Source organism: Pantoea alhagi, from assembly GCF_002101395.1.
GTDB lineage: Bacteria > Pseudomonadota > Gammaproteobacteria > Enterobacterales > Enterobacteriaceae > Mixta > Mixta alhagi.
Genome location: NZ_CP019706.1, coordinates 1,956,978 through 1,983,174 on the forward strand (window position 1 = coordinate 1,956,978; position 26,197 = coordinate 1,983,174).

Sequence of the window (26,197 nt, forward strand, 5' to 3'; positions counted from 1 at the left end):
TATAGAGAAAGGGCTGACGCGCAATAAGCTGCAGGCTTACAGCCGACTGATGCGCATTGATAAACCGATTGGTTCGCTACTGCTGCTGTGGCCGACATTATGGGCGCTGTGGCTGGCGGGCGAAGCCGTGCCGCCGTTGCAGGTGCTGATCGTGTTCGTGCTGGGCGTCTTTTTTATGCGTGCGGCGGGTTGCGTAGTGAATGATTTTGCCGATCGCAAAATTGATGGTCACGTAAAGCGTACGCAAACGAGGCCGCTGGCCAGCGGCATGGTCAGTGAGAAAGAGGCAAAGGTGCTGTTTGTGGCGCTGGCGCTGGTCTCTTTTGCGCTGGTACTGACGATGAACGCCATTACCATCTGGCTGTCGTTTGCCGGGCTGGCGCTGGCCTGGATCTATCCTTTTATGAAGCGTTATACCCATCTGCCGCAGGTGGTATTGGGTGCCGCCTTCGGCTGGGCTATCCCAATGGGCTGGGCGGCAGTCAGCGGTCACGTGCCGCTGAACGGCTGGCTGCTGTTTTTCGCCAACATTTGCTGGACGGTGGCCTACGACACACAGTACGCCATGGTAGACAGGGATGATGATGTAAAAATTGGCGTAAAATCAACGGCTATTCTGTTTGGGCGTTTTGATAAGCTGATCATTGGCCTGTTGCAGCTGGCGACCCTGCTGTTGCTGATAATTGTTGGTCAGCGCATGGCGCTGGACGGCGCTTTTTACTGGTCACTGTTGATGGCCGCCGCGCTGTTTGCACATCAGCAGAAGCTGATTGCTGAACGCCAGCGGGATCGCTGTTTTCAGGCTTTTTTGAATAATAACTATGTGGGTCTGGTGATATTTGTCGGCATTGCGCTGAATATGCCGCCGTTCAGCCAGTGGTAAAGAGCCCGGCCATTAATCAATTAAACAGAAGCGAATAAAAAAGCGGGCGCCACTGGCGCCCGCTCTGTTTTACGCTTTAGACAGCCTTTAGCTGGGTGTAACGGCATTTTCAATCGTCTGACGTACGTCGCTGGTGATCAGCTCCGCCAGCATATGATAAGTGTTCTGCGTCTGCTCCAGCGCGGCGTCGCCGGTATCGCTGATATAGCCTTCGTCACGTAGCGTCAGCACCAGCGTTGAGAACACCGCCTTATCGAAAAACTCCGGCGCGTTGATGCCATGCAGCACCGACAAACGCTGCGCCAGCGTACGGCTCTCTTTCTCCAGCGAACCGCGGTTAATTGCCGGGTTAGCGCTGAGAATAGAGAAGGTGATGGCGTAGCGCTGCAGCGTTTCCCGCATACCTGCAGCCAGCAGCTGCAACGTACGGAAACGCACCGCGTTCAGACGCATCACATCGTTTTCAATGGTGATCAACTGCTGACGAGCCAGTTCGGCAACCAGTTGTTGCAGCAGCTGTGGCAGTTCTTCTTTATCCCAACGCAGGAACAGCTCGCTTTTTAGCAACGGATAAAGCACCGAGACCTGACGCAGCAGCTCGGCGGCGGAGATTTCACGATGCTGCTGCACGATCGCGGCAATCAGCGACGGCATCACCAGCATATGGTGCACATTATTGCGATAGTAGGTCATCAGCACGGCCTGTTCGCGCGGCAGGATAATGATATCGCCAATATTGTCTTTTTCCGTCTCGAACTTATTCATATTCAGCGCATGTTCCAGCAGCGCTTCCGGCGTCATATCCGGCACGGTGGCATCCGGCGAATAGGGAACATGGCGCAACAGATCGAGGTAGCACTCCAGCTGCTCGATAAGCTGTTCACGGGTGAGCGAGCGCTGACGTGAGGCGAGCAGTGCGGTAACGCACAGGTTCATCGCATTGGCGGCGCTGGCGTTGTTAATACGCACCATAATCTGCTGGGCGATATCGTTTACCGCTGGCGTCAGCCACTGTGGACGCTGCGCGACGATGGGATCGATCGAATCGCGCCACTCCGGCACCTGCTTGTTAAGATAATTGACCAGCGGCAGCGGCTCGCCAAAGTTGACATAACCCTGGCCCAGATTACGCAGCTTGCTCAGGCCGCGCAGCATTTGCATAAAGCCTTCTTTCTCTTTAGCCGCGCCGCGCAGTTCCTTGGCGTAAGTGCCCACTTCCATTACGTGCTCATAGCCGATATATACCGGCACCACGGTAATCGGACGGTTACCGCCACGCAGCATCGCCTGAATTGTCATCGCCAGCGTACCGGTTTTCGGATCGAGCAGACGGCCGGTGCGTGAACGTCCGCCTTCGACAAAATATTCAACCGAATAGCCGCGGCTGAACAGCTCGCCCAGATATTCGCGGAACACCGTGGAGTAGAGCTTGTTGCCCTTAAAGGTACGACGAATAAAGAACGCGCCGAGACGACGGAAAATCGGCCCGGCCGGCCAGAAGTTAAGGTTGATGCCGGCAGCAATATGCGGCGGTACCAGCCCCTGATGATAAAGCACATAGGAGAGCAGCAGATAATCCATATGGCTGCGGTGGCAGGGCACATAAACCAGCCCGTGACCATCCAGTGCCAGCTGACGAATACGTTCGCCGCCGCTGACGTTGATGCCCTGGTAGATTTTGCTCCATGTCCAGCCAATCACGCGGTCGGTAAGGCGGATCATCTCATAGGAAAAGTCAGCTGCGATCTCTTCCATCAGCTCGATAGCATTCTGCTGCGCTTTCTCCTGAGAGATTTTTTTGCTGCGCGCTTCATCTTCTACCGCTTTGGCAATGGCCTTCGACTGCAGCAGCTTATTAAACAGATCGTGGCGTACCGGCAGGCGCGGGCCTACGGCAGCCAGACGCTGACGGGCAAAATGAATGCGCGCCACGCGCGCCAGCTTCTGGGCAATGGTTTTATCGGTGCCGTGTTCTGTCGCCATACGACGCAGAGAAACCATCGGTGAGAAACGCACAAAGCTATCGCGCCCCAGCCACAGCACAGCAATAAATTTCTGTACGCCATTCAGCTCGCGCAGGTGAGGGGTTTGTTCGCCCTGCACCTCACGGCCCGGCGCACGGCCAAACATCACCGAAACCGGTACCATCTGCACGTCGAGGTTCGGGTTATTACGGTGCAAATCGAGGTAGTCGTGAAACAGTTTCACTGATTCCTGATTCGGCACAAAATAGGGGAACACGCGTGGGCCGTCATGAATAAAGACGTAACGCGGCAACAGCGCGCCGTCTATCTCCAGCGGATCAAGCGGATCGGGCAGATCGTGCAGGCGACACTGGGTGCGCAGCGCAAGGAGATCGGCCTTTGAATCATAAGGCAGCACATACATAATGGGACGCGACGTATCGATTCCCAGTTCTGATACCGGATCGCCCGGAATTGCCTTACTCTTAACTAAAAATGTTAGTGGTAAATTCAGTAACTTATAATAAAGTTTACGCCAACCTGACATAGACAACATGAAGCCTCTTGTTAGCAAAGCGCCGCAAGCATACCAGAAAGCGCATTGAAGATCTGTGGTGTTGCAATTAGTGCTGCACCCTGACATTGACGTTAAACATTGCAAAGGGTTCCCTGAAGATGGCAAATAACGTAACGGGCCTTACCCGCATCATTAAGGCGGCCGGATATTCCTGGAAAGGCCTGCGGGCAGCATGGCAGCATGAAGCGGCGTTTCGCCAGGAAACGCTGCTGGCGCTGGCGGCGGTGCTCATCGCTTGCTGGCTTGATGTTGATGCCATCACGCGCGTTTTGCTGATTGGCTCTGTGTTTCTCATTATTATCGTCGAAATCCTTAACAGCGCTATCGAAGCGGTGGTGGACCGCATCGGCAGTGAGCTTCATCCGCTGTCCGGACGGGCTAAAGATATGGGGTCAGCGGCGGTACTGCTCAGCATCATAATGGCCCTTTTTGTTTGGGTAACCCTGCTGTGGTCATATATTCGATAGGGTTTCCATAATGGATAAAGAGTTGTTTTTTACACAGCTTTCGGTTTCCATTCCACCAATACCTGTATATACTCACAGCGACTGTATAAACAACCAGGGGGCGGGATGAAAACCTTAACGGCTCGGCAGCAACAGGTTTATGACCTGATTCGCGATCACATTAATCAGACAGGTATGCCGCCAACACGTGCGGAAATCGCCGCCCAGTTAGGCTTTCGCTCCCCTAACGCCGCAGAGGAACATCTGAAAGCGCTGGCGCGTAAAGGCGTGATTGAAATGGTGTCTGGCGCTTCGCGCGGTATCCGTCTGATGGCCGAAGAAGAAAACGGCCTGCCGCTGATTGGCCGCGTTGCCGCCGGTGAACCGCTGCTGGCGCAGGAGCATATCGAAAGCCGCTTCCAGGTTGACCCTAATCTGTTTAAGCCTCACGCAGACTTTCTGCTGCGTGTCAGCGGTATGTCGATGAAAGATATCGGTATTGTGGATGGCGATCTGCTGGCAGTACATAAAACGCAGGATGTCCGTAACGGCCAGGTGGTCGTGGCGCGCATTGATGATGAAGTCACTGTGAAACGTCTGAAGCGTCAGGGCAATACTGTGCAGCTGCTGCCAGAAAACAATGATTTCCAGCCGATTGTGGTCGATCTGCAACAGCAGACGCTGACGATCGAAGGTCTGGCCGTTGGCGTTATTCGTAACGGCGACTGGCTGTAATGACTCAGTGGCGGCCTGCTGGCTGCCACTTACTTCCCCTGTAGTCCTGATTCCGGCGATAACCGCTGTGGCTTGTCGCCATATTTTTTCTGCGGATTGCCATGCACTTCTTTTCTGTGACCGATAAACACCTCTGGCGGCTGGCGCTGCCGATGATCCTCTCAAATATTACCGTCCCCCTGCTGGGTCTGGTGGATACCGCCGTTATTGGTCATCTCGACAGCCCCGTTTATCTTGGCGGCGTTGCCGTAGGCACTACGGCTACCAGCTTTGTTTTTATGTTGCTGCTTTTCTTACGAATGAGTACCACCGGGCTGACCGCACAGGCGTTTGGCGCCAACGATAAGCAGGCACTGGCTCGCGCCCTGATACAACCCTTATTCATTGCCATTATCGCCGGGATAATGTTTATCCTGCTGCGTGGGCCGCTAAGCGCTCTGGCGGCGCAGTTGGTTGGCGGCAGTCCGGCGGTGCTGGAACAGGCTCAGCGCTTTATTCATATTCGCTGGCTCAGCGCGCCTGCAACGCTGGCAAACCTGGTAATACTTGGCTGGCTGCTTGGCGTCCAGTATGCGCGCGCGCCTGTTATTCTGCTGATTGTCGGCAATTTGGTTAATATTTTGCTGGATTTGTGGTTTGTTATCGGCCTTGGCTGGGGCGTGACTGGAGCGGCGGCGGCTACCGCAATTGCAGAAGCGATAACGCTGTTGGTGGGGCTGGGTCTGGTATGGCATGTGCTGCGCCTGCGTCAGATCACCTTTGCGCACCTGAAAAATGGACTGAAAGGCGATGCGCGCCGGTTACTGCGGCTGAACCGCGACATTATGCTGCGTTCGCTATTGCTGCAGCTGTGTTTTGCCTCGGTGACGATTCTGGGTGCGCGCATGGGCAGCGAGGTCGTGGCGGTCAACGCGGTATTGCTGATGTTCCTCTCCTTTACCGCTTATGCGCTGGATGGCTTTGCCTATGCGGTTGAGGCGGTTTCAGGCGAGGCTTTTGGCGCACGCAACAGCGCTAAGCTACGTCAGGTATGGATTGCAGCCTGTCGTCAGGCGGGGCTGGTAGCGCTGTTATTTGCCGTGGGATATGCCCTTTGGGGCAGGGAGATTGTTTCGCTGCTTACCTCTCTGCCCCAGCTGCAAGTGCTGGCGGATCGCTATTTACCGTGGCAAATGCTGTTACCCGTTGTGGGCGTCTGGTGCTATCTGCTGGATGGCATGTTTATTGGCGCAACGCGTGGACGAGAAATGCGCAACAGCATGGCGCTGGCGGCGTTGGGGTTTGGCCTGACGCTGTTAACTGTTCCGCAACTGGGCAATCATGGTCTCTGGCTGGCTGTCACCGTTTTTTTACTGCTACGTGGGTTAACGCTGGGGTGGGTATGGCATCGTTACCAGCGACGGGGCGACTGGTTCACCCTTTGAAACATTTCTTACGGTTACGCTTATTAACTGAATTCGCTGGCTTTTCAGCATAATTGACGGCTCCTGGGACGTTTTTAAAGCGCATGCCCCGCTGTTTAACAGCAAAATCATGTGGTTCTACTACTATTAAAAGTGTCAAACACAGGGAATCAGCGTTTTTACCGAAGATAATTCCGCTGATAGCCAAAAGCTGTTAACACCCAAGGTAGAGGACAAAACGATGAACAGAGACGAAGCCGGCGGTAACTGGAAACAGTTTAAAGGTAAAATGAAGGAAAAATGGGGCAAGCTGACCGATGATGACATGACCGTTATTGAAGGTAAACGCGATCAGCTGGTCGGTAAAATTCAGGAACGCTACGGCTATGCAAAAGACGAAGCGGAAAAAGAAGTAAGCGATTGGGAAACCAATAACCGCGACCATCGCTGGTAAGCGCTTTTTTCAGGATGATGCTCCCACCCGCAGGCACATGGAATGTGCCATCCATTCCACTTTCCCGCCACAAGTTTGTGCCTCGTTATCGCCCGCGTTTTTTCTCGGTTACGCTGTGATCGTGCGTACAGTTTTCCGGATGCTGACAGTTTTCCACATCTTTACAGCCAGCACACAGCCCGTGAGCTTCAATCACGCTATTACGTAGCGAAAAGCCGCTCTGCTGAGAGAGCAACTGGAGAACGGTTTCCACTCCCTGCGCATGTTGTTCGCTGACGGTACCGCAGCGATCGCAAATCAACATCGCTGAAGTATGTCGAGGTTCCTCAAAATGATGACAAACCACGTAGCTGTTATTGGATTCAACGCGGTGAATAAACCCCTGCTCCAGTAGAAAATCGAGCGCACGATAAATAGTGGGCGGCTTGGCCTGTGGCTCAGAGGCGCGTAGCAGATCGAGCAGATCATAGGCGCTGATAGCTGTGTTTTGTTCAGCCATCAGACGCAACACCTCCAGACGCTGCGGCGTCAGGCGCACGTTGCGTTGCAGACAAATTTTTTCAGCCTGCGACAGAATCTGTTGTGAAGGTGATACGCTCATAATCTTTCTCCGGGCGATTGAAATGTTATTTTATCACACGGGTGTTAACAGACAAAATGATTGCCAAATCGCCAACAGCGTTATTCATCGGCTGCTTACCAGACAAACATTAGCTGGATAAAAGAGTACCCTTTCAAGTCGGTACAATGAGTCCGCCGCTTATAATTTGCTTTAGCCCACTTTATTCTTTCTTTAGCTGTAAACAGCCAGGTGCCTTTCTGATTTGACGCCTGAAAGGTATCTAAAAGCGCCAAAAAAACATAGATCTCCGCTACAGCGGGCTAACAACAGCCTGATAATCCTGGCGACTGCGTTAGCTTTTTTGGTGGCATCTAAAAAAGCGCTGTTTCCAGTTTGCAGTAGGAAAAAGATCCAGCTAATGTTCAATCAGGCTTAATAACTGCAGAAAAGCTAAACTGCTAATAATTCTAAAAGACAAATTAAGCTACTGATTGCTCAAAAAAGCAGCAATCCTCTGATAAGCCGGGGAAAAAGGCCTGAGTTCAGGTTAATAAAACAGGCAATTACTGGTCATCATTCATCCAGCGATTTCCTTCTTACTTTCAGCTTATTTGGGTGGCGTCTGATAATGACAAAGAAAAACATTCATTCCTTGAAGCTTTCTCCTGCGGCGGTATTAGTGCCGTTAATCTTTACCTCTTTTTCTTCCCTGGCGGCTGGCAGTTACTTTGATGCCCGTAATGATGCGATGGGCGGTACCGGCGTTGCCTCATCCAACTACACGACCGCACCGCTAACTAACCCGGCGCTGCTTACCAAAGGCCGTGCGGAAGATAACGTAAGCGTTATCCTGCCATCTGTTGGGGTGCAGATCAGCGATAAAGACAAGATGGTCGATAAGATCGATGATGTGACCGATACCGTTGATCGCTACCAAAATGTCTTTGATGATTTTGACGCGGGGGATCTGCTGACGGATCCTGCAGGCGCGCTTGATGTGATCAACAATGTGCGTTCCGCCTCTGGTGATTTGGCCAATCAACTGCGCGACCTGCGTGGTAATAAAGCTGACGGCTCAGCCGGTGCCGCTATTGTAGTTGCGGTGCCTAATGAAACGTTGCCGTTTGCCTTCGTGGCGAAAGCCTACGGCACGGTACATCTGCATACTGATGTGGCACAAAGCGATATCGACTATCTTGACGCTGTAGCCAATGGTACACGCTTTCCTCAGGCGGGCGATCAGTATCTGCTGCGTTCCAGCGCCACCGGCGTGGCGGCGATTGTTGCGGATTACGGCATTGCGGTAGCGCATGAGTTTAAAATCGGCGAGCAGGCAGTCTCGGTAGGTATTACGCCAAAGCTGCAGCAAACTCGCCTGTATAACTATCGCGCCTCGGTTTATAACTTCGATAAAGATAAAGTCACTGACAGCGAGTACCGTACCAACGATACCGGCTTTAACCTGGATGCCGGTCTCTCTACCGACGTGGGCGAGAACTGGACCTTTGGTCTGAGTGCGCAAAACCTGATTTCACGCGATATTGAGACGAAAGAGGTAAACGGCTATCGCGATACTTACCAGATTCGCCCGCTGGTGACTGCCGGTGCAGCCTGGCATACCGAAAAGCTGACTGCCAGCCTGGATGTGGATGCTACCCGTACCAAACGCTTTAAATCCCAGGCTGATAGCCAGTACGCGGGCGTCGGGGTGGAGTATCGCGTTCTTGACTGGTTGCAGCTGCGCGGCGGCTATCATGCCGATATGAAGTCTAACGACGTCAATGTCGTCAGTGCAGGTTTTGGTATTTCGCCGTTTAATAACCGTGTTCACCTTGATCTTGCCGGTTCCGTAGGGGAAGACGATACCTGGGGCGCGATGGCGCAGCTGGGCTTCTCTTTCTGATAAAACCAAACGAGCCGCGTCGGAAACGGCGCGGCTGGCTGAGAAGGCAGGGCTGTGCTTTAAGGCAACCCTGACTTTATCTGCTACGCTCTGAAACACATTATATTCCCGCCTTTTAACGCCTTGATTATTGCTGAATAAAATTAACGTAAGCAGTTATCGGAAAGTGCGTCAGCCTGCCAGCGGTAAAAAAACCACTGCCAGAATAGAGATCAGGGCGGGGAATTATCAGCCCGAAAAAAATCAAAATCTGAAACTTACCTCTTATCTTATGAACCCTGTGACCTGGTATGAAGGTAAATATGCCACGATGGTAGGTTATCTATCACAGTGGAAAAAACCTATTCTGCCGGTGGGGATAAGCTTAATTCCGATACCTAAGTAAATAAAAGGCGACCTGGTTTAATTGCAAAAATCGTCTGAGGCAGCAGCCATTTTGTAAGGCTCTCAATAACAGGAGCTTTAATATATCTAACGGTCTGTTATTTCCCGTCGCGTACGAAAGGCTATTTTTTCTCGTTGCGATAATATCCGTGACACTGGAAAGCAGAGTTGCAGGCCGTGCACTGACTCTGCGCTATGTTATAATAGGCTATCTTTTATTCTACTCTTTCCTCCGTGCCTGCTGCAGACTGGCAGGGAACGGAAACATCAAAAAGTTAAAAAATGCCTCAAAATTCAGAAATATCAACGGCTCTGCCCGACAGCGTCGCTAAAAACAGCGCTCTTTTCTCCTCCCAGCGTTTTTCTATCGCGCCGATGCTCGACTGGACCGATCGTCACTGCCGTTATTTTCATCGTCAGCTGACGCGTAATACGCTGCTCTATACCGAAATGGTTACCACCGGCGCCATTATTCATGGCAAAGGCGACTATCTGGCCTATAACGAGGCAGAACATCCGGTTGCCCTGCAACTGGGCGGCAGCGATCCGGCGGCGCTGGCGCAGTGCGCGCAACTGGCGCAGGCGCGCGGCTACGACGAGATCAACCTGAACGTGGGTTGTCCTTCCGATCGCGTGCAGAACGGACGCTTCGGTGCCTGTTTGATGGGGGAGGCGGCGCTGGTTGCCGATTGTATTAAGGCGATGCGTGACGTGGTTTCTATCCCGGTCACGGTTAAAACCCGCATCGGTATTGACGATCGGGATAGCTATGAATTTCTCTGCGATTTTATCGGCACGGTAGCCCAGCAGGGCGGCTGCGATACTTTTATTATCCATGCGCGCAAAGCCTGGCTCTCTGGCCTTAGCCCGAAAGAGAACCGTGAAATTCCTCCGCTTGATTACCCGCGCGTGTATCAGCTCAAGCGTGACTTCCCCGGGCTAACAATGGCAATTAACGGCGGCGTGAAAACGCTGGAGGAAGCGCAGGAGCATTTACGTCATCTGGATGGCGTAATGATGGGGCGCGAAGCCTATCAGAACCCCGGTCTGCTGGCGCAGGTCGATCGCGTACTGTTTGGCAGCACCGCGCCGGATGCCGATCCGGTTGCTGTGGTCCGCGCCATGTATCCTTATATTGAGCACGAACTGGCGCAGGGAACTTATCTGGGTCATGTTACGCGCCATATGCTGGGTCTGTTCCAGGGGATTCCCGGCGCGCGACAGTGGCGTCGTTATTTAAGCGAGAATGCGCATAAGCCCGGAGCAGGGATAGAGGTCGTTGAAAAAGCGCTGTCGCTGGTCGCAGATAAGATGACCGCCGAGGTCTGATTTGTTTTGCTTATGTTAAAACCCGTGCGGCTGCCGTACGGGCTTTTTATTTCCACGCTTACGCGTGCTATCAGAATAAGACCTTTAGTGTGCTAATTATCAATAAGTTAGCTATATAAATACGACTAATATGAGGCATAGATCACAGAGTGACATTTTGCTTCGTTATTTTTCGCAATTAAACATATTTTTTACTTATGAATTCTGCGAGACTATTTCTCGTTGAGTCGAAACACATTATCGTTGCTGTACCCTACAACAGTGCGAACTAAAAAAAGCAAAAGGGCTTCCTTCGGGAAGCCCTTATTGTTTGTACTTCCGGCGGCTCAGGGGATCAGCAGGCTGGAACCTTGCGTTGCGCGGTTTTCCAGCTGCGTATGCGCGCGCTGCGCCTCGCGTAAGGGGAAGCGCTGGCTTTCCGGAACGTCCACCTTAATCGCGCCGCTGGCAAGCATCGAAAACAGATCGTTACTGGCGCGCTGCAGCTCATCCCGCGTGGTGATATAACCGTTAAGTGAAGGGCGCGTCAGGTAAAGCGACCCTTTCTGGTTCAGAATCGCCAGGTTAACGCCGGTCACCGGACCGGATGCATTACCGAAACTGACCATCAGGCCACGTCGCTGCAGGCAGTTAAGCGAGGCTTCCCAGGTTGCCTTGCCTACCGAATCGTAAACCACGCGTACCTTCTTACCATCGGTCAGCTCGCTAACGCGCTGCGCGATATCCTCTTCACGATAGTTGATTGTTGCCCAGGCCCCGCGATCTTTAGCCAGCCGCGCTTTTTCCGCAGAGCCAACCGTCCCGATCAAATGCGCGCCCAGCGCCTTTGCCCACTGACAGGCGATCAGTCCTACACCGCCAGCCGCTGCGTGAAACAGAAAGATCTCATCTGCCTGCACTTCATACGTTTGCCGTAGCAGATAGTGTACGGTAAGCCCCTTCAGAAACGAGGCCGCCGCTTGTTCAAAAGAGATGGCATCAGGCAACAGCGCAATCTTATCCTGATGCACATTATGAATTTCACTGTAGGCGCCCAGCGCAGACTGTGCGTAAACCACGCGATCGCCGGGCTTGATCGCCGTAACCCTGTTGCCAACTTTTGTTACCATGCCTGCGGCTTCGGTGCCGATACCGGAAGGCAGCTCAGGCACAGGATAAAGTCCGGAGCGTACGTAGGTATCGATATAATTGATGCCGATAGCTTTGTTCTCTACCTGCACTTCATCGTCATCAGGGTCGGAGGGATTGAAGTCGATCCATTGCAGCGTTTCCGGGCCGCCATACTGGGCGATTTGAATACGTTTTGCCATTACCACTCCTGCTGGTTTCCAGTTACGACATGACGTCAAGCAGGCGAAAAACGGGTATACTTGCGCGTCACTCACACACTCGGTATTGCATTCACTATGGCAGGAAATAAACCCACCAACAAATCCAACGAGGTTCGCGATCGCCAGGTAGAAGGGCTGAAATTGCCGCCCCATTCGCTGGAAGCGGAGCAGTCGGTGCTGGGCGGGTTGATGCTGGACAACGAGCGCTGGGATAACGTCTCAGAGCGCGTGGTGGCCGAAGACTTCTACAGTCGCCCTCATCGTCTGATATTCAGTGAAATGCAGCGGCTACTGGAAGCCAGCCAGCCCATCGACCTGATTACGCTTTCTGATTCGCTGGAGCAGCGCGGCGAGCTGGATATGGTCGGCGGCTTCGCCTATCTGGCGGAGCTGTCAAAAAATACCCCCAGCGCGGCAAACATCAATGCCTACGCCGATATTGTTCGCGAGCGAGCGGTGGTGCGCGAAATGATCGCGGTAGCGAACCAGATCGCCGATGCCGGTTATGATCCGCAGGGGCGCAGCAGCGAAGATCTGCTGGATTTCGCTGAGTCGAACGTCTTTAAAATCGCCGAACAGCGCGCGAATAAAGATGAAGGCCCGAAAAATATTGAGCAGATTCTTGAAGCGACCGTTTCACGCATCGAGTCGCTGTATCAGAAGCCGCATGACGGCGTAACCGGCGTAGATACCGGTTATCAGGATCTCAATAAAAAAACCGCCGGTTTGCAGGGTTCCGACCTGATTATCGTGGCGGCGCGTCCGTCAATGGGTAAAACCACCTTCGCCATGAACCTGTGCGAAAACGCCGCGATGCTGCATGAAAAACCGGTGTTGATCTTCAGCCTGGAGATGCCCAGCGAGCAGATTATGATGCGTATGCTGGCGTCGCTGTCACGCGTCGACCAGACACGCATTCGTACCGGCCAGCTGGATGATGAGGACTGGGCGCGTATTTCCGGCACCATGGGCATCCTGCTGGAGAAAAAGAACATCTATATTGATGACTCCTCTGGCCTGACGCCAACGGAAGTGCGCTCGCGTGCGCGACGCATATTCCGTGAGAATAACGGCTTAAGCCTGATTATGATCGATTACCTGCAGCTGATGCGCGTACCGTCACTTTCTGACAACCGTACGCTGGAGATCGCTGAGATTTCCCGCTCGCTGAAGGCGCTGGCAAAGGAGCTGAATGTGCCGGTGGTGGCGCTGTCGCAGCTTAACCGCTCGCTGGAACAGCGCGCGGATAAACGTCCGGTAAACTCCGATCTGCGTGAATCTGGCTCGATCGAGCAGGATGCTGACCTGATCATGTTTATCTATCGTGATGAGGTTTACCACGAGAACAGCGATATGAAAGGGATCGCTGAGATCATTATCGGTAAACAGCGTAACGGTCCGATCGGCACGGTACGTCTGACCTTTAATGGTCAGTGGTCGCGTTTTGACAACTATGCCGGGCCGCAATACGATGACGAATAGCATGCACGTTTTGTGCATCTCATTGGGTCATCAAAAAATTGTGTTGGACATTTGCCGCTTAATTGCGCTTATCTGTAACGATTTAAGCGCTAAGAGCGGCAAACCAAGATGGCACAGCTTGACGATTACGATCTGAAAATTCTGACCTTACTCCAGGCCAACGGACGCTTAACCAATCAGGAACTGAGCGACCTGGTCGGCCTGTCCGCCTCGCAGTGTTCCCGCCGCCGCATCATCCTTGAGCAGGGAAATCTTATTCTGGGCTACCATGCGCGCGTCTCACCTGACGCCGTTGGGTTGGGTATGATTGGCCTGATTGAGGTGCGCCTGATTAATCACACTTCCGATTACGTAGAGAGCTTTCACCGCATGGTGGCAGAGCAAAGCGCCATTGTGGACGCTTATAAAACCACTGGCGATGCGGATTATCTCCTGAAGGTAGCCGTTAACAGCCTGGCTGAGCTAAGCGCATTAATCAGCGAGCTGGTGGCGGGGCATCGCAGCGTATCGCACGTTAAAACCTCTGTGGTGCTAAACCGGCTGAAAGAGAACGGTCTGACCATTGCCGCGCCCGCGCCGCTGCACCAAAAAAGTGCCTGATGCACAGTTAGAGTGCATTCGGCGTAGTTAAGTGCGCAGCTTGTGCATAAATAGCGCTCAGGGTGCGTAACTTAAGCATCATAAGGCTAACGAGAGCATGTAACGTGCAGTTAAATTATTTATTTAATCAGGTGCTTACTGGCAAAGCATCAATTTATGCCGCTAAAGCCTGCCGTTATGGTGCGATTCTTGCTGGGCGTTATCTTTTTCTTCGGTAAACAGCCCTATGGATAATATCGTTCAACCCGCCCGCGTTCCGCACACGCTGCTGGAAGATGCGCTGGCGCTGCTGTTCGGCACGCTGATGGTATCGTTTGGTGTGGTCATGTTAAAGCAGGCCGGCGCACTGACCGGTAGTACGGCAGGCATCGCTTTCCTGATCAGCTATCTGACCTCTTTTTCCTTTGGCACGCTGTTTTTTGTTATTAACCTGCCGTTCTACTGGCTGGCGGTAAAGCGCATGGGGTGGGCATTTACCACCAAAACTTTCTGCGCCGTCGCGCTGGTTTCACTCTTTACCCGGCTGCATCCACTTTTCATTCATTTTGACGCGCTTAACCCGTTTTATGCGACAGTGTTCGGTAACATTATTATGGGCGTTGGGTTTATTGTGTTGTTTCGTCATAAGGCCAGCCTGGGCGGCATCAATATTCTTGCCCTGTGGTTGCAGGATCGCTTTGGCATTCGTGCCGGTAAGCTGCAAATGGCGGTAGACAGCTGCGTGGTTTTGGCCTCATTGTTTGTGGTTTCGCTGCCGATGCTGGCGGCGTCAATCGCTGGCGCGCTGATGCTGAATTTGATTATCGCGATGAACCATCGGCCCGGGCGTTATGAAGTTTGAGCTGATAAAAGAGACTATCACTAGGGAGATTTACCGTGTTTCAGAAAGTTGATGCCTACGCTGGCGATCCGATTCTTACGTTAATGGAGACCTTCAGGCAGGATCCGCGCCCGCATAAGGTTAACCTGAGTATTGGCCTCTATTACAATGAGCAGGGCATTATTCCGCAACTCCAGGCGGTAGCCGAAGCGGAAGCGCGTCTGAATGCCCAACCGCAACAGGCATCACTCTATCTGCCGATGGATGGGCTGGCCAGCTATCGCCAGGCGATTGCACCGTTGCTGTTTGGCGCGCAGCACGCGGCGCTACAGGAAAAACGCATTGCAACGATTCAAACCGTGGGCGGTTCCGGCGCACTGAAAGTGGGGGCGGATTTCCTGAAGCGCTATTTCCCGCAGTCGCAGGTTTGGGTCAGCGATCCGACATGGGAAAACCATGTGGCGATCTTCGCGGGTGCCGGTTTTGATGTGCATACCTATCCCTGGTATGACGCGCAAACCAACGGCGTTAAGTTTGATGATTTTCTTGCCACGCTGAAGTCGCTTCCCGCTCAGAGCGTGGTGCTGCTGCATCCCTGCTGCCATAACCCGACCGGTGCCGATCTGACCAATGCGCAGTGGGATCGCGTTGTTGAAGCGTTGCAGGCGCAGCAGCTGATCCCTTTCCTGGATATTGCCTATCAGGGCTTCGGGGCCGGTATGGAAGAGGATGCCTATGCTATTCGCGCCATCGCCGCTGCGGGGATTTCGGCGCTGGTCAGCAACTCTTTCTCAAAAATCTTTTCGCTATACGGCGAACGCGTCGGCGGCCTGTCGGTGGTCTGTGCGGATACGGAAGAGGCGGCGCGGGTTCAGGGGCAGCTTAAGGCCACGGTGCGCCGCAACTACTCTTCACCGCCAAACTTTGGCGCTCAGGTCGTGGCCTGTGTGTTGAATGACGAAGCGCTGAAGGCCAACTGGCTGGCGGAAGTGGAAGCGATGCGTCTGCGTATTCTGGATATGCGCCAGGCGCTGGTAACGGCACTGAGCGCCGCGCTGCCCGGCAAAAACTTCGATTATCTGCTGAAACAGCGCGGCATGTTCAGCTATACCGGACTGAGCGCTCAGCAGGTCGATCGTCTGCGTGAAGAATTTGGCATTTACCTGATTCACAGCGGACGCATGTGCGTAGCGGGCCTGAATCGTAACAATGTTCATCAGGTCGCAGAAGCTTTCGCGGCAGTGATGTAAGCGCAGTAGTAAAAGGCGGTGCCAGCCGCCTTTTATCATTATTCCGTTGCCAGACTCCCCGCTTACCCGGCCATCGGGAAATGTAGCCTCTTCAGTACAGCATATTCCTCTTAAACACGCGCAATAACGAGGCGGCTAAAGCGAACCGTAACGTCCAGGCCATTAATAATTTTTATCTTTTGCAGGTTTACCTTTGCGCCACATGCTGCACACTTAACGGAGTCTTTTAAAAAGGAGTATGGCGTTATGTGGCACCAACAGACCCTGTCGCTGAGCGCAAAAGCGCGCGGCTTTCACCTGATTACCGATGAGATTATCGAACAATTGCCGGTAATGCGTGAAATCAATACCGGGCTACTGCATCTGCTGCTACAGCATACTTCCGCCTCACTAACGTTAAATGAGAATTGCGACCCCACAGTACGCAGCGATATGGAGCAGCATTTTATGCGGCAGGTGCCGGAAAATGCGCCTTACCAGCATGACTATGAGGGCGTGGATGATATGCCTGCGCACATTAAATCATCGCTGCTTGGCGTTTCGCTATTGCTGCCGGTTAACCGTGGGCGCCTGGTGTTAGGTACGTGGCAGGGCATCTGGCTGGGGGAACATCGCATACAGGGCGGTTCACGCCGCATTATCGCCACGCTGCAAGGAGAGTAAAAATGAATACGTCAGATCTGCTGTCATATTGTATGAGTAAAGCGGGCGCGGAACAGCGCGTCCACAGCGACTGGAAGGCAACGCAAATCCTGGCGGACGGCGTGCTATTTGCCATGGTGCATGAGCCAGAAGGGCGGCCGGCCGTATCGCTAAAAACCTCTCCGGCGCTGGCCGATCTACTGCGGCAGCAGCATGCCGACGTTTTTCCCAGTGCGCATTTGAACAAATCTCACTGGAGCACGCTTTATCTGGATGGCGGTTTGAAAGATTCGCAAATTTACTATCTGGTGGATGCGTCGCTACAGCAGGCGCTGGCGACCAAAGCGGCGGGAAATCATTAAACTGTCGCTGCGGACTGGCCGCAGCGACAAGATTTTTAGGCGGCAGATTCCTGACGCAGCGTATCAATATCGATAACAAAGCGGTATTTCACATCGCTTTTCAGCATACGTTCATAGGCTTCGTTAATCTGGTTCATGGCAATCAGCTCAATATCGGAAGTGATATTGTGCTTGCCGCAGAAATCGAGCATCTCCTGAGTTTCAGCGATGCCGCCAATCAGTGAGCCCGCCACGCTGCGACGTTTGAAAATCAGATCAAACACGTGTGGTGCCGGATGATCGTTTTCCGGTGCGCCAACCAGCGTCATATTACCATCGCGCTTCAGCAGGTTGATAAACGGATTAAGGTCGTGCTGCGCCGCAACGGTGTTCAGAATAAAGTCGAAGCTGTTAGCGTGCTGCGCCATCTGCTGTGGATCTTTAGAAATCACCACCTCATCAGCGCCCAGACGCTTGCCGTCTTCGATTTTAGACGGCGAAGTGGTAAACAGCACCACATGCGCGCCCAGGGCATGTGCCAGCTTTACGCCCATATGACCCAGACCGCCAAGGCCAACGATACCGACTTTTTTACCCGGACCCACGTTCCAGTGGCGCAGCGGGGACCAGGTGGTAATGCCAGCACACAGCAGTGGTGCTACGCCTGCCGGATCGAGGTTTTCCGGTACGCGCAGCACGAAATCTTCATGCACAACGAGGCTGGTGGAGTAACCGCCGTAGGTCACTTCCTGCGTTTCGCGGTCCTGGCCGTTATAGGTAGGCACCATACCGTTTTCGCAATACTGCTCCAGACCTTCCTGGCAGCTGGGACAGGTGCGGCAGGAATCAACCATACAGCCCACGCCAACCAGATCGCCTACGCGATATTTTTGCGTATGAGCGCCTGTTGCGGTAACACGTCCGACAATTTCATGACCCGGCACGACGGGGAAAATGGTGTTATGCCATTCATCGCGCGCCTGATGCAGGTCTGAATGGCAAACGCCGCAGAATAACACTTCAATTTGTACATCATGTGCGCGCAGTTCACGCGGCTTATAGTCAAAAGGCGCGAGTCTGGATTTCGCATCCTGGGCAGCATAAGCGTGCGTAATATTCATGGTGTCTCCTGTTATTGAAGCCGTTGTAAAACTGGGGAAAAGCAGTCCGCTCCGGTTAAACCGGGCGTTTCGCAGCAAGTGCGATAAGAGCTAATAAGGATAGCAGCGTGGGGAAGAGCAACCAGACCTGAAAGTGTCTAAATCTTGCCTGATCCTGCATGAATGCCCGGGAAAGAGGCAAGGCGAGTGAAAAGCCCCTGAGACAGAGCGCATCAGGGGCGGAGAACATCCGTTTAGCGCTGTTCTAACAGCGGCTTCAGGAAGCGGGCGGTATGTGACTCTTCACATTTGGCGACGGTTTCCGGTGTACCGGCTACCAGAATCTGTCCGCCTCCGCTGCCACCTTCCGGGCCAAGATCGACAATCCAGTCGGCGGTTTTCACCACATCAAGGTTATGTTCAATCACCACGATGGTATTGCCCTGATCGCGCAACTGATGCAGCACCGTCAGCAACAGCTGAATATCAGCAAAGTGCAGGCCGGTAGTCGGCTCATCAAGAATATAGAGCGTCTGACCGGTGCCGCGTTTCGACAGCTCGCGCGCCAGCTTCACGCGTTGCGCCTCACCGCCTGACAGCGTTGTCGCAGACTGACCCAGACGAATATAGGAGAGGCCCACATCCATCAGCGTTTGCAGCTTACGCGCCAGCGCAGGCACGGCATCAAAAAATTCACGTGCCTCTTCGATGGTCATATCCAGCACTTCGTGAATGTTTTTGCCTTTATATTTAATCTCCAGCGTCTCGCGGTTATAGCGCTTGCCTTTACACTGATCGCACGGCACATAAATATCGGGCAGGAAGTGCATCTCTACGCGCAGCACGCCGTCGCCCTGACAGGCTTCGCAGCGTCCACCGCGCACGTTGAAGCTGAATCGGCCCGGATTATAACCGCGTGAACGCGACTCCGGCACGCCAGCAAACAGCTCACGAATCGGCGTAAAAATGCCGGTGTAGGTGGCCGGGTTAGAGCGCGGCGTACGACCAATCGGACTTTGATCGATATCGATGACCTTATCGAAGTTCTCCATGCCGGTAACTTCACGATAAGGCGCAGGCTCGGCAATGGTCGCTCCGTTCAGCTGGCGCTGAGCAATAGGGAACAGCGTATCGTTGATCAGCGTGGATTTACCGGAGCCGGACACACCGGTGATGCAGGTAAACAGCCCGACCGGCAGCGTTAGCGTCACATCTTTCAGGTTATTGCCACGCGCGCCGCTCAGCTTCAGCACTTTAGTGGGATCGGCCGGTACGCGCTGCTCCGGCACGGCGATTTTTCGCTTGCCGCTCAGATACTGACCGGTGAGCGAGGCTTCTACCTGCATAATCTCTTCGGCGGTGCCTTCCGCCACTATCTGACCACCATGCACGCCTGCGCCTGGGCCGATATCGATAATATGGTCAGCGGCGCGAATGGCATCCTCGTCGTGCTCAACCACAATCACCGTATTGCCGAGATCACGCAGATGAATCAGCGTGTCCAGCAGGCGTTCGTTATCACGCTGATGCAGACCGATAGAAGGCTCATCCAGCACATACATCACGCCAACCAGCCCTGCGCCGATCTGACTGGCCAGACGAATACGCTGTGCCTCGCCGCCGGAGAGGGTCTCCGCCGAGCGCGACATAGAAAGATAGTTCAGGCCGACGTTCACCAGGAAGCTCAGGCGATCGCCAATCTCTTTCAGCACTTTTTCAGCAATTTTTGCCCGCTGACCGCTTAACTTCAGGTTGCGGAAGAAATCCATCGCATGGCCAATGCTCATATCAGAAATGGTCGGCAACGTGGTGTTTTCTACGTAAACGTGGCGCGCTTCGCGACGCAGACGCGTACCTTCACAGGTGGCACAGGCGCGGTTACTGATAAATTTCGCCAGATCTTCACGTACCGCACTCGACTCCGTCTCTTTATAGCGACGCTCCATATTATGCAGCACGCCTTCAAACGGATGACGGCGCACCGAGGTATCGCCACGATCGTTAATATATTTAAATTCGATGCTCTCTTTGCCGGAGCCATACAGGATCACCTGTTGTGCTTTCTCGCTCAGGGTATTAAAGGGCGCTTCGACATCGAACTTCAGGTGTTCCGCCAGTGACCGGAGCATCTGGAAATAGTAAAAATTACGGCGATCCCAGCCGCGGATCGCACCGCCAGCCAGCGACAGCTCCGCATTTTGCACCACGCGATCCGGATCGAAATATTGCTGTACGCCGAGGCCGTCGCAGGTAGGGCATGCGCCCGCCGGATTGTTGAATGAGAACAGGCGCGGCTCCAGCTCGCTCATGCTGTAGCCGCAAACCGGACAGGCGAAGTTGGCAGAGAACAGCAGTTCCTCTGCATCAGCATCATCCATATCGGCCACGATCGCCGTACCGCCGGAAAGCTCCAGCGCGGTCTCAAACGATTCCGCCAGCCGCGTCGCCAGATCTTCACGTACCTTAAAGCGATCGATAACCACTTCGATGGTATGTTTCTTTTGCAGTTCCAGCTTCGGCGGATCGGAGAGATCGCACACTTCGCCGTCGATACGGGCGCGGATATAACCCTGCGTTGCCAGATTCTCCAGCGTTTTGGTGTGCTCGCCTTTACGATCTTTCACTACCGGCGCCAGCAGCATCAGACGTGTGCCTTCCGGCTGAGCCAGCACATTATCGACCATCTGGCTAACGGTTTGCGCCGCCAGCGTTACGTCATGATCGGGACAGCGCGGCTCGCCAACGCGTGCGAACAGCAGGCGCAGGTAGTCATGAATTTCGGTGATGGTGCCCACGGTCGATCGCGGGTTATGGGAGGTTGATTTCTGCTCGATCGAAATCGCTGGCGACAGGCCTTCGATATGATCGACATCCGGTTTTTCCATCAGCGAAAGAAACTGACGCGCGTAAGCGGAAAGCGATTCCACATAGCGGCGTTGACCCTCAGCATAGAGCGTATCGAACGCCAGTGAGGATTTACCGGAACCTGACAGGCCGGTGACAACGATCAGTTTGTCGCGAGGGATGATCAGGTTGATGTTTTTCAGGTTGTGGGTGCGAGCACCCCGGACTTCAATCTTATCCATTCACATTTCCCGGATTAGCGCAGACTCACCATGCCCGTAACGATACGGCAGGACTAAACAGGTCATTATGGCACAAAAAATAACTGAATGTATATCCAGTAGTCAGTTGCAACCCTGCAAAAAGATCTTCATTATTGGAAGCTTGCTCGGAAGTATGATCGGGCAGCCTGGCGTGATAGAATTTACCGTTTAGACTTAATGAATACTCATCGGGAGACGCGAACATGGCCAGCAGAGGCGTTAACAAAGTGATTCTTGTCGGGAATCTGGGTCAGGATCCGGAAGTGCGTTATATGCCTAATGGTGGAGCCGTAGCGAATATTACGCTGGCTACCTCCGAAAGCTGGCGTGACAAGCAGACCGGAGAGACCAAAGAGAAAACGGAATGGCACCGTGTCGTGCTGTTCGGCAAACTGGCGGAAGTGGCGGGCGAATACCTGCGTAAAGGTTCTCAGGTTTATATCGAAGGTTCTCTGCAAACGCGTAAATGGCAGGACCAGGGCGGCCAGGAGCGTTATACCACGGAAGTGGTGGTTAACGTTGGCGGCACCATGCAAATGCTGGGCGGTCGTCAGGGCGGCGGTGCAGGCGGCGCTATGGGCGGCAACAGCAACAATAATGGTTGGGGCCAGCCTCAGCAGCCGCAGGGCGGTAGCCAGTTCAGTGGCGGCGGTCAGGCGCCTGCGCGTCCGCAGCAGCAAAGCGCTCCGGCTAACAATGAACCGCCGATGGATTTCGACGACGACATTCCGTTCTGAGTCTGTGGTCCGTTTGCTATTAGTGATATTAAGCCCCGCGTTAGCGCTGAGGAATCCCCAGTAGCGGGCGGGTAAAAAAAGACAGGCATAGAGTTTTGTGATCTACTGATTGTTCCACCAATTCAATGGGATCACCTCTATGCCTGCCCGCTCAGTATGCCAGAAGTTTTCCGCAACGCTTTAGCCCCATTCCATCAGTCCCGACAAAATGCTTTGATTGATACCACCGCCGCGCTGATGCAGGGAGCTTCCCTGATCCTGACCAGTATTGGACGTTATCTTCCCGACCCCGCCCAGGTTAAAAACAAAATAAAGCGGGTCGCTCGCCTGCTGGGTAAAGTGGCACGGCAGGGCGGCTTCTGGTACTGAGCCTGCTGACGACGCTGGCAACGGCAGTGCTGTGGCTGCTGGGGTATCACGCTGAAAATAAAGGATTACATCTGCGGCATCAGGCAAACAGCCTGAAATCACGGCGGGTTATATCTTATCTGACATTAGCGGAGAATGTCTTACGACACTCCCCGCTAATTTTAAAACGAACGGAGCTAAGCACCGTTCTTAATCACCTCGCCAAAACCTACCGAAATATGGTGTTGGTTTATTAGCACTGATTTAGTGGGGATCCCTCAGGGCCTAAGCCGGTTTACGTGGGGATATTATCTGGCAGCCAACCTGTCTGGTTGTACTCATGGCAACGTTTGAAACGGTATAATGGTCAGCGCTGTTCCATAAGAGACTGGCAAACCCTAAATCAGCCAAAAGGTCAGGCCGATAACGATAAGAGCAAAAATGGCCGTTGATCCCCAGGCTACAGACGGCCAGAACGTCACCGCCAGCATTCCGAAGCCGATGATTAGCACCGCAGGAATGAGGGTACTGGCAAAAAATCGGAGCTGCCGGCGCAGCCAGGTTCTGAAATAATTACTCATCTGATTATCCGCATGATGGCGTCAGCGATCTCATCTTCTGATGACGGGAAGGTATGGAGGTGGGCATTTCTGGTGATAAGTGGCTCGATGATGAAATAGAGCATTTCCAGCTTGATGGCGTAAAGTGCCTGGTAGAAAACGGGGATCTGCTGCCTGAGCCTGTGCGCTGCATCAGCCGCTTCCTGAACATAGCCGTAGTAGCTGACAATGGTTACGGACGCCGCTGAAATCTTGGCAAGCTTCGTATCCATCGCAATGGTAGCCCCAAAGCTGTAGCCTATGGCGGCGACTATGGCCGAACTGAAAGCCTGACTCGTCAGGGAAGAGGTGGCGATGTTCGCGCCTTTCTTTATGAGTGCCTGCTGAATGTGCCGGATACGATTCTGCTCCTGGCTGTTGCGCAGCAGCAGATCCACGTAAATCTTCAGCATCCTTTCGATGACGTGAGGATGTTTTACCAACTGCACCAGCGCTTCCAGAAAGCGCACGTCTTCGGTTTTCTGGCCTGAGCATACGCCCTGATAGTTGACGGTGAAACAGGAAGTGTAATACACAAGCCGCGTTGCACCTTGCTGCATACGGGTTGCCTGCTCCAGTATCGCGTCTTTTACGCCACCGAGCGCCTTCTCCATCCGCACGGCCAGCAACTGATCGGCCTGCATTTTAGTGATAAGGGTAGTATTGGTGATCATCTCTTCGGGTGTCCTTTTCCTGCCGGATAACGGCATCATCCTCATTAATACACGGTGCAAGACTACCTGATAATACCTGCACGGAAAACCGGCCTGTGCCCTGAGGAATGCCCAGTAACGGGCGGGTAAAAAAAGACAGATATAGAGTTTTGTGATCTACTGATTGTTCCACCAATTCAATGGGATCACCTCTATGCCTGCCCGCTCAGTATGCCAGAAGTTTTCCGCAACGCTTTAGCCCCATTCCATCAGTCCCGACAAAATGCTTTGATTGATACCACCGCCGCGCTGATGCAGGGAGCTTCCCTGATCCTGACCAGTATTGGACGTTATCTTCCCGACCCCGCCCAGGTTAAAAACAAAATAAAGCGGGTCGATCGCCTGCTCGCCAAAACCTACCGAAATATGGTGTTGGTTTATTAGCGCTGATTTAGTGGGGATCCCTCAGCGCGTTAGCAGGTTTTTTATAGTTTGAATTTGTCCGGCAACCCCTTTGTTGCGTGGAAGGCGCTACGGCATTAGTCTTGTAGTTCGAGGAAGCGATGTTTCCAGCCAGTGATATTATGGATGAATTTATGCTTTATATTGCGGTTATTAACGTTACACTAGCTGACTGAAACAAAACCTATATCAATAGAAAAACATTTGGTAAATCAGTATCCTGCGCGCCGTTTAAATAAGCACAAGGTATTTTATTAAGGACGATTATGCATAAAGTACATCCTTACTTTTTTCTAATAAATAGTCGCTTTCAGGAAAAGATAGTTAATAAGCTTAGCCAGCATGAACAACAGCAATTACTTGAGCTGGGGATAGGACTTATTCAGCATGATGAATCATTAAGTAAAAAGGCGCATAGCTATGATAACGTAAAGGAGCTTTTATCCTATATCTCCTTTATCTGTTCTTCAGATGATGCGCTTTCAGAACAAATTATCGAGCGGTTTATAGTAGGTAAAGTACCTGAAGAAAACAGTCCTGGCCCGGTAATGTCGCAGAATAAAACTATAACCAGACGGAAGGCAACCAGAAAAACGCGCTCCAAAATACCGGGTCTTGCTATAAATCCTGATAATCAACAGACGGAAATTATTAACCACTGTCATCAAGGAATTCAGGTTGATGCTTTTGCCGGTGCGGGTAAATCTACCGTTTCAAAGTTGATGATTGATGAGTTGGGTAATAATAAAACTCTCTATACCGCTTTTTTGCGTGAAAATATCACCGAGGCGAAACTGAGGATTACCGAACAAGCCTATACACAGGATGCATTAGCCCATCGATATGCTTTAAAATACGCTCCCTTTAAATCCATTTTTAATAATAAGCATGCTCCGGATCCCTATTCACTGCAACATATTGTGGGGTTTGATGCTTCGCTGGATCTGGGACGCAATAAGGTCAAGCTTCATACTGTTGCACGGTTGATTACCCAAACGATAAGTCGATTCTGTACCTCAACGGATCTACAACTGGCTGAAGTACACCTTCCTGTTGCGATATTTTCTCCTGTCGCCCGGAAAAAGGTTTTAGCCTGGGCGACAAGCTACTGGGACTACCTTACTTCAGGACGCGCAACTCTGGAACAGGGGGCTACCTATGAGCATCTGATGAAATATTGGTCGTTAACGGCCTCGATCACTTTACCTGACGACTATGAAAATATTATCGTCGATGAGGCTCAGGATATAAGCGGCGCATTTTTTAATGTATTACGTAATCATACCGATCGTAATATTGTTATTGTAGGAGATACCTACCAGCAGTTGTTCAAATGGCGCGGCGCAGTTAATTCCATGGGGCTGTTCGATAAGCCGCGTTTTCCTTTAACTACCAGCTACCGTTTTGGTGAAGCGATCGGCGATTGCTCAAATCGGGTGCTTGCCAGGCACAGCCAACCGCCGCAGCATCTATTGTGTGGTCAGCAAAACCTGCGCTCGCAGGTAATTTTTTATGATGAGTCCCAAAACCTGCCGGATATGACCGGTGCTATTTTAACCAGAACCCGAAGCCAGATAATTTTTATCGCCGATAATGAGCTACGTGCCGGACATAAAATACATATCAAAACTGAAATAAACGCTTTAAAATTTATCATTAATAATATCATATGCTTATCTCGGGGTGAGTTAGATAAAATAACGCATCCCTATATTTTAAAATGCCCAAACGTTGCTTTTTTGGAAAGCGACCTGATAGATAATCCAGAGCCAGACATCTATTTTGCATGGAAATTATTCAAGAAATATGGTGCTCACACCTCCGATGTCATTGATAAAATTGCACAAAATAATTACCCAGTGGAACAGGCGGTTAAGGTAATATCAACCACCCATGCTATTAAAGGACAGGAATGGGATAATATTGTTATTGCCCCCGACTATGCTGTCGTGCTTGATAACCCTAACGCAGATATAGATAGTGAGCTTTCGGTGCTTTATGTTGCGATCACCCGCGCAAAACATAGAGTATTTATACCTGAAAGTTTGAAAAACTATTTTTAGTTTTTGGCAAAGGCTTAACTCA

The 26,197-nt window shown here is 52.4% G+C and carries 22 protein-coding genes and 3 pseudogenes; 18 read left to right on the top strand and 7 right to left on the bottom strand.

Going from position 1 to position 26,197, the window contains the following annotated elements; translation table 11 throughout:
• Position 1: 1 nt before the first annotated feature.
• Entirely contained in the window at positions 2 to 883 is an 882-nt protein-coding gene (gene ubiA / locus B1H58_RS09190; protein ID WP_085072271.1) for a 4-hydroxybenzoate octaprenyltransferase, read from the top strand.
• Positions 884 to 970: 87 nt separating this feature from the next.
• Here the strand turns inward: ubiA and plsB are convergent, their stop codons facing one another.
• Complete coding sequence (gene plsB / locus B1H58_RS09195; protein WP_085069637.1) at positions 971 to 3,394, bottom strand: glycerol-3-phosphate 1-O-acyltransferase PlsB; 2,424 nt, start codon at positions 3,392 to 3,394, stop codon at positions 971 to 973.
• Positions 3,395 to 3,522: 128 nt separating this feature from the next.
• Between plsB and B1H58_RS09200 the strand changes: the two genes are divergently transcribed.
• From B1H58_RS09200 to B1H58_RS09215, 4 genes are all read left to right on the top strand, one after another.
• A complete protein-coding gene (locus tag B1H58_RS09200) occupies positions 3,523 to 3,891 on the top strand; it encodes a diacylglycerol kinase (RefSeq protein WP_085069639.1) in 369 nt (122 codons plus the stop codon).
• Positions 3,892 to 3,996: 105 nt separating this feature from the next.
• Positions 3,997 to 4,605 (top strand): transcriptional repressor LexA, encoded by a 609-nt coding sequence (gene lexA, locus B1H58_RS09205; RefSeq protein ID WP_085069641.1) that lies wholly within the window; start codon positions 3,997 to 3,999, stop codon positions 4,603 to 4,605.
• Positions 4,606 to 4,706: 101 nt separating this feature from the next.
• Positions 4,707 to 6,029, top strand: coding sequence for an MATE family efflux transporter DinF (gene dinF, locus B1H58_RS09210; protein WP_085069643.1), 1,323 nt, complete (start codon positions 4,707 to 4,709; stop codon positions 6,027 to 6,029).
• A 220-nt stretch (positions 6,030 to 6,249) separates the two neighbouring features.
• Entirely contained in the window at positions 6,250 to 6,462 is a 213-nt protein-coding gene (locus B1H58_RS09215; RefSeq protein ID WP_085069645.1) for a CsbD family protein, read from the top strand.
• 85 nt (positions 6,463 to 6,547) lie between these two features.
• On the opposite strand, the gene zur is transcribed toward B1H58_RS09215, so the two are convergent.
• On the bottom strand, positions 6,548 to 7,063 hold the full coding sequence (gene zur, locus B1H58_RS09220) for a zinc uptake transcriptional repressor Zur (RefSeq protein WP_085069647.1): 516 nt from the start codon (positions 7,061 to 7,063) through the stop codon (positions 6,548 to 6,550).
• 589 nt (positions 7,064 to 7,652) lie between these two features.
• Here zur and B1H58_RS09225 point away from each other — a divergent pair.
• Together B1H58_RS09225 and dusA are read left to right on the top strand one after the other, a co-directional pair.
• On the top strand, positions 7,653 to 8,927 hold the full coding sequence (locus B1H58_RS09225) for a conjugal transfer protein TraF (protein WP_085069649.1): 1,275 nt from the start codon (positions 7,653 to 7,655) through the stop codon (positions 8,925 to 8,927).
• 666 nt (positions 8,928 to 9,593) lie between these two features.
• Positions 9,594 to 10,640, top strand: coding sequence for a tRNA dihydrouridine(20/20a) synthase DusA (dusA, locus tag B1H58_RS09235; protein ID WP_085069653.1), 1,047 nt, complete (start codon positions 9,594 to 9,596; stop codon positions 10,638 to 10,640).
• Positions 10,641 to 10,966: 326 nt separating this feature from the next.
• On the opposite strand, the gene B1H58_RS09240 is transcribed toward dusA, so the two are convergent.
• On the bottom strand, positions 10,967 to 11,950 hold the full coding sequence (locus B1H58_RS09240) for a quinone oxidoreductase (RefSeq protein WP_085069655.1): 984 nt from the start codon (positions 11,948 to 11,950) through the stop codon (positions 10,967 to 10,969).
• A gap of 96 nt (positions 11,951 to 12,046) precedes the next feature.
• On the opposite strand from B1H58_RS09240, the gene dnaB reads away from it, so the two are divergent.
• From dnaB to B1H58_RS09270, 6 genes are all read left to right on the top strand, one after another.
• Positions 12,047 to 13,453 (top strand): replicative DNA helicase, encoded by a 1,407-nt coding sequence (dnaB, locus tag B1H58_RS09245; protein WP_085069657.1) that lies wholly within the window; start codon positions 12,047 to 12,049, stop codon positions 13,451 to 13,453.
• 108 nt (positions 13,454 to 13,561) lie between these two features.
• Positions 13,562 to 14,053, top strand: a complete 492-nt coding sequence (locus B1H58_RS09250) for an Lrp/AsnC family transcriptional regulator (RefSeq protein ID WP_085069659.1) — start codon at positions 13,562 to 13,564, stop codon at positions 14,051 to 14,053.
• A gap of 226 nt (positions 14,054 to 14,279) precedes the next feature.
• Positions 14,280 to 14,894, top strand: a complete 615-nt coding sequence (locus B1H58_RS09255; RefSeq protein WP_085069661.1) for a YitT family protein — start codon at positions 14,280 to 14,282, stop codon at positions 14,892 to 14,894.
• A gap of 35 nt (positions 14,895 to 14,929) precedes the next feature.
• Positions 14,930 to 16,123 carry an amino acid aminotransferase gene (locus B1H58_RS09260; protein ID WP_085069663.1) on the top strand — a complete coding sequence of 398 codons (1,194 nt, stop codon included), beginning with the start codon at positions 14,930 to 14,932 and terminating at the stop codon, positions 16,121 to 16,123.
• Positions 16,124 to 16,369: 246 nt separating this feature from the next.
• Complete coding sequence (locus B1H58_RS09265) at positions 16,370 to 16,786, top strand: secondary thiamine-phosphate synthase enzyme YjbQ (protein WP_085069665.1); 417 nt, start codon at positions 16,370 to 16,372, stop codon at positions 16,784 to 16,786.
• Positions 16,787 to 16,788: 2 nt separating this feature from the next.
• Positions 16,789 to 17,127, top strand: coding sequence for an MmcQ/YjbR family DNA-binding protein (locus tag B1H58_RS09270; protein ID WP_085069667.1), 339 nt, complete (start codon positions 16,789 to 16,791; stop codon positions 17,125 to 17,127).
• A 35-nt stretch (positions 17,128 to 17,162) separates the two neighbouring features.
• Here B1H58_RS09270 and B1H58_RS09275 read toward each other — a convergent pair whose 3' ends face one another.
• Both B1H58_RS09275 and uvrA read right to left on the bottom strand, forming a co-directional pair.
• Positions 17,163 to 18,227: an NAD(P)-dependent alcohol dehydrogenase gene (locus B1H58_RS09275; protein WP_085069669.1), complete on the bottom strand. Its 1,065-nt coding sequence runs from the start codon at positions 18,225 to 18,227 to the stop codon at positions 17,163 to 17,165.
• 233 nt (positions 18,228 to 18,460) lie between these two features.
• Complete coding sequence (gene uvrA / locus B1H58_RS09280; protein ID WP_085069671.1) at positions 18,461 to 21,292, bottom strand: excinuclease ABC subunit UvrA; 2,832 nt, start codon at positions 21,290 to 21,292, stop codon at positions 18,461 to 18,463.
• Between the two features lie 224 nt (positions 21,293 to 21,516).
• Here uvrA and B1H58_RS09285 point away from each other — a divergent pair, with 224 nt between their 5' ends.
• The 3 genes and pseudogenes from B1H58_RS09285 to B1H58_RS20610 all read left to right on the top strand — a co-directional run.
• Complete coding sequence (locus tag B1H58_RS09285; protein ID WP_085069673.1) at positions 21,517 to 22,050, top strand: single-stranded DNA-binding protein; 534 nt, start codon at positions 21,517 to 21,519, stop codon at positions 22,048 to 22,050.
• A 139-nt stretch (positions 22,051 to 22,189) separates the two neighbouring features.
• Positions 22,190 to 22,383, top strand: a pseudogene (locus B1H58_RS21295) (IS4 family transposase); the annotation flags it as partial.
• A 5-nt stretch (positions 22,384 to 22,388) separates the two neighbouring features.
• A pseudogene (locus B1H58_RS20610) lies at positions 22,389 to 22,655 on the top strand (IS4 family transposase); the annotation flags it as partial.
• 141 nt (positions 22,656 to 22,796) lie between these two features.
• Here the strand turns inward: B1H58_RS20610 and B1H58_RS09295 are convergent.
• Together B1H58_RS09295 and B1H58_RS09300 are read right to left on the bottom strand one after the other, a co-directional pair.
• A complete protein-coding gene (locus tag B1H58_RS09295) occupies positions 22,797 to 22,979 on the bottom strand; it encodes a hypothetical protein (RefSeq protein ID WP_085069675.1) in 183 nt (60 codons plus the stop codon).
• Positions 22,976 to 23,671 carry a hypothetical protein gene (locus B1H58_RS09300; RefSeq protein ID WP_085072272.1) on the bottom strand — a complete coding sequence of 232 codons (696 nt, stop codon included), beginning with the start codon at positions 23,669 to 23,671 and terminating at the stop codon, positions 22,976 to 22,978. Before B1H58_RS09300 ends, B1H58_RS09295 begins: the two co-directional genes overlap by 4 nt.
• 193 nt (positions 23,672 to 23,864) lie before the next feature.
• On the opposite strand from B1H58_RS09300, the pseudogene B1H58_RS21010 reads away from it, so the two are divergent.
• Together B1H58_RS21010 and B1H58_RS09310 are read left to right on the top strand one after the other, a co-directional pair.
• A pseudogene (locus B1H58_RS21010) lies at positions 23,865 to 24,058 on the top strand (IS4 family transposase); the annotation flags it as partial.
• Positions 24,059 to 24,378: 320 nt separating this feature from the next.
• Positions 24,379 to 26,175, top strand: coding sequence for a UvrD-helicase domain-containing protein (locus B1H58_RS09310; RefSeq protein ID WP_085069677.1), 1,797 nt, complete (start codon positions 24,379 to 24,381; stop codon positions 26,173 to 26,175).
• Positions 26,176 to 26,197: the final 22 nt, after the last annotated feature.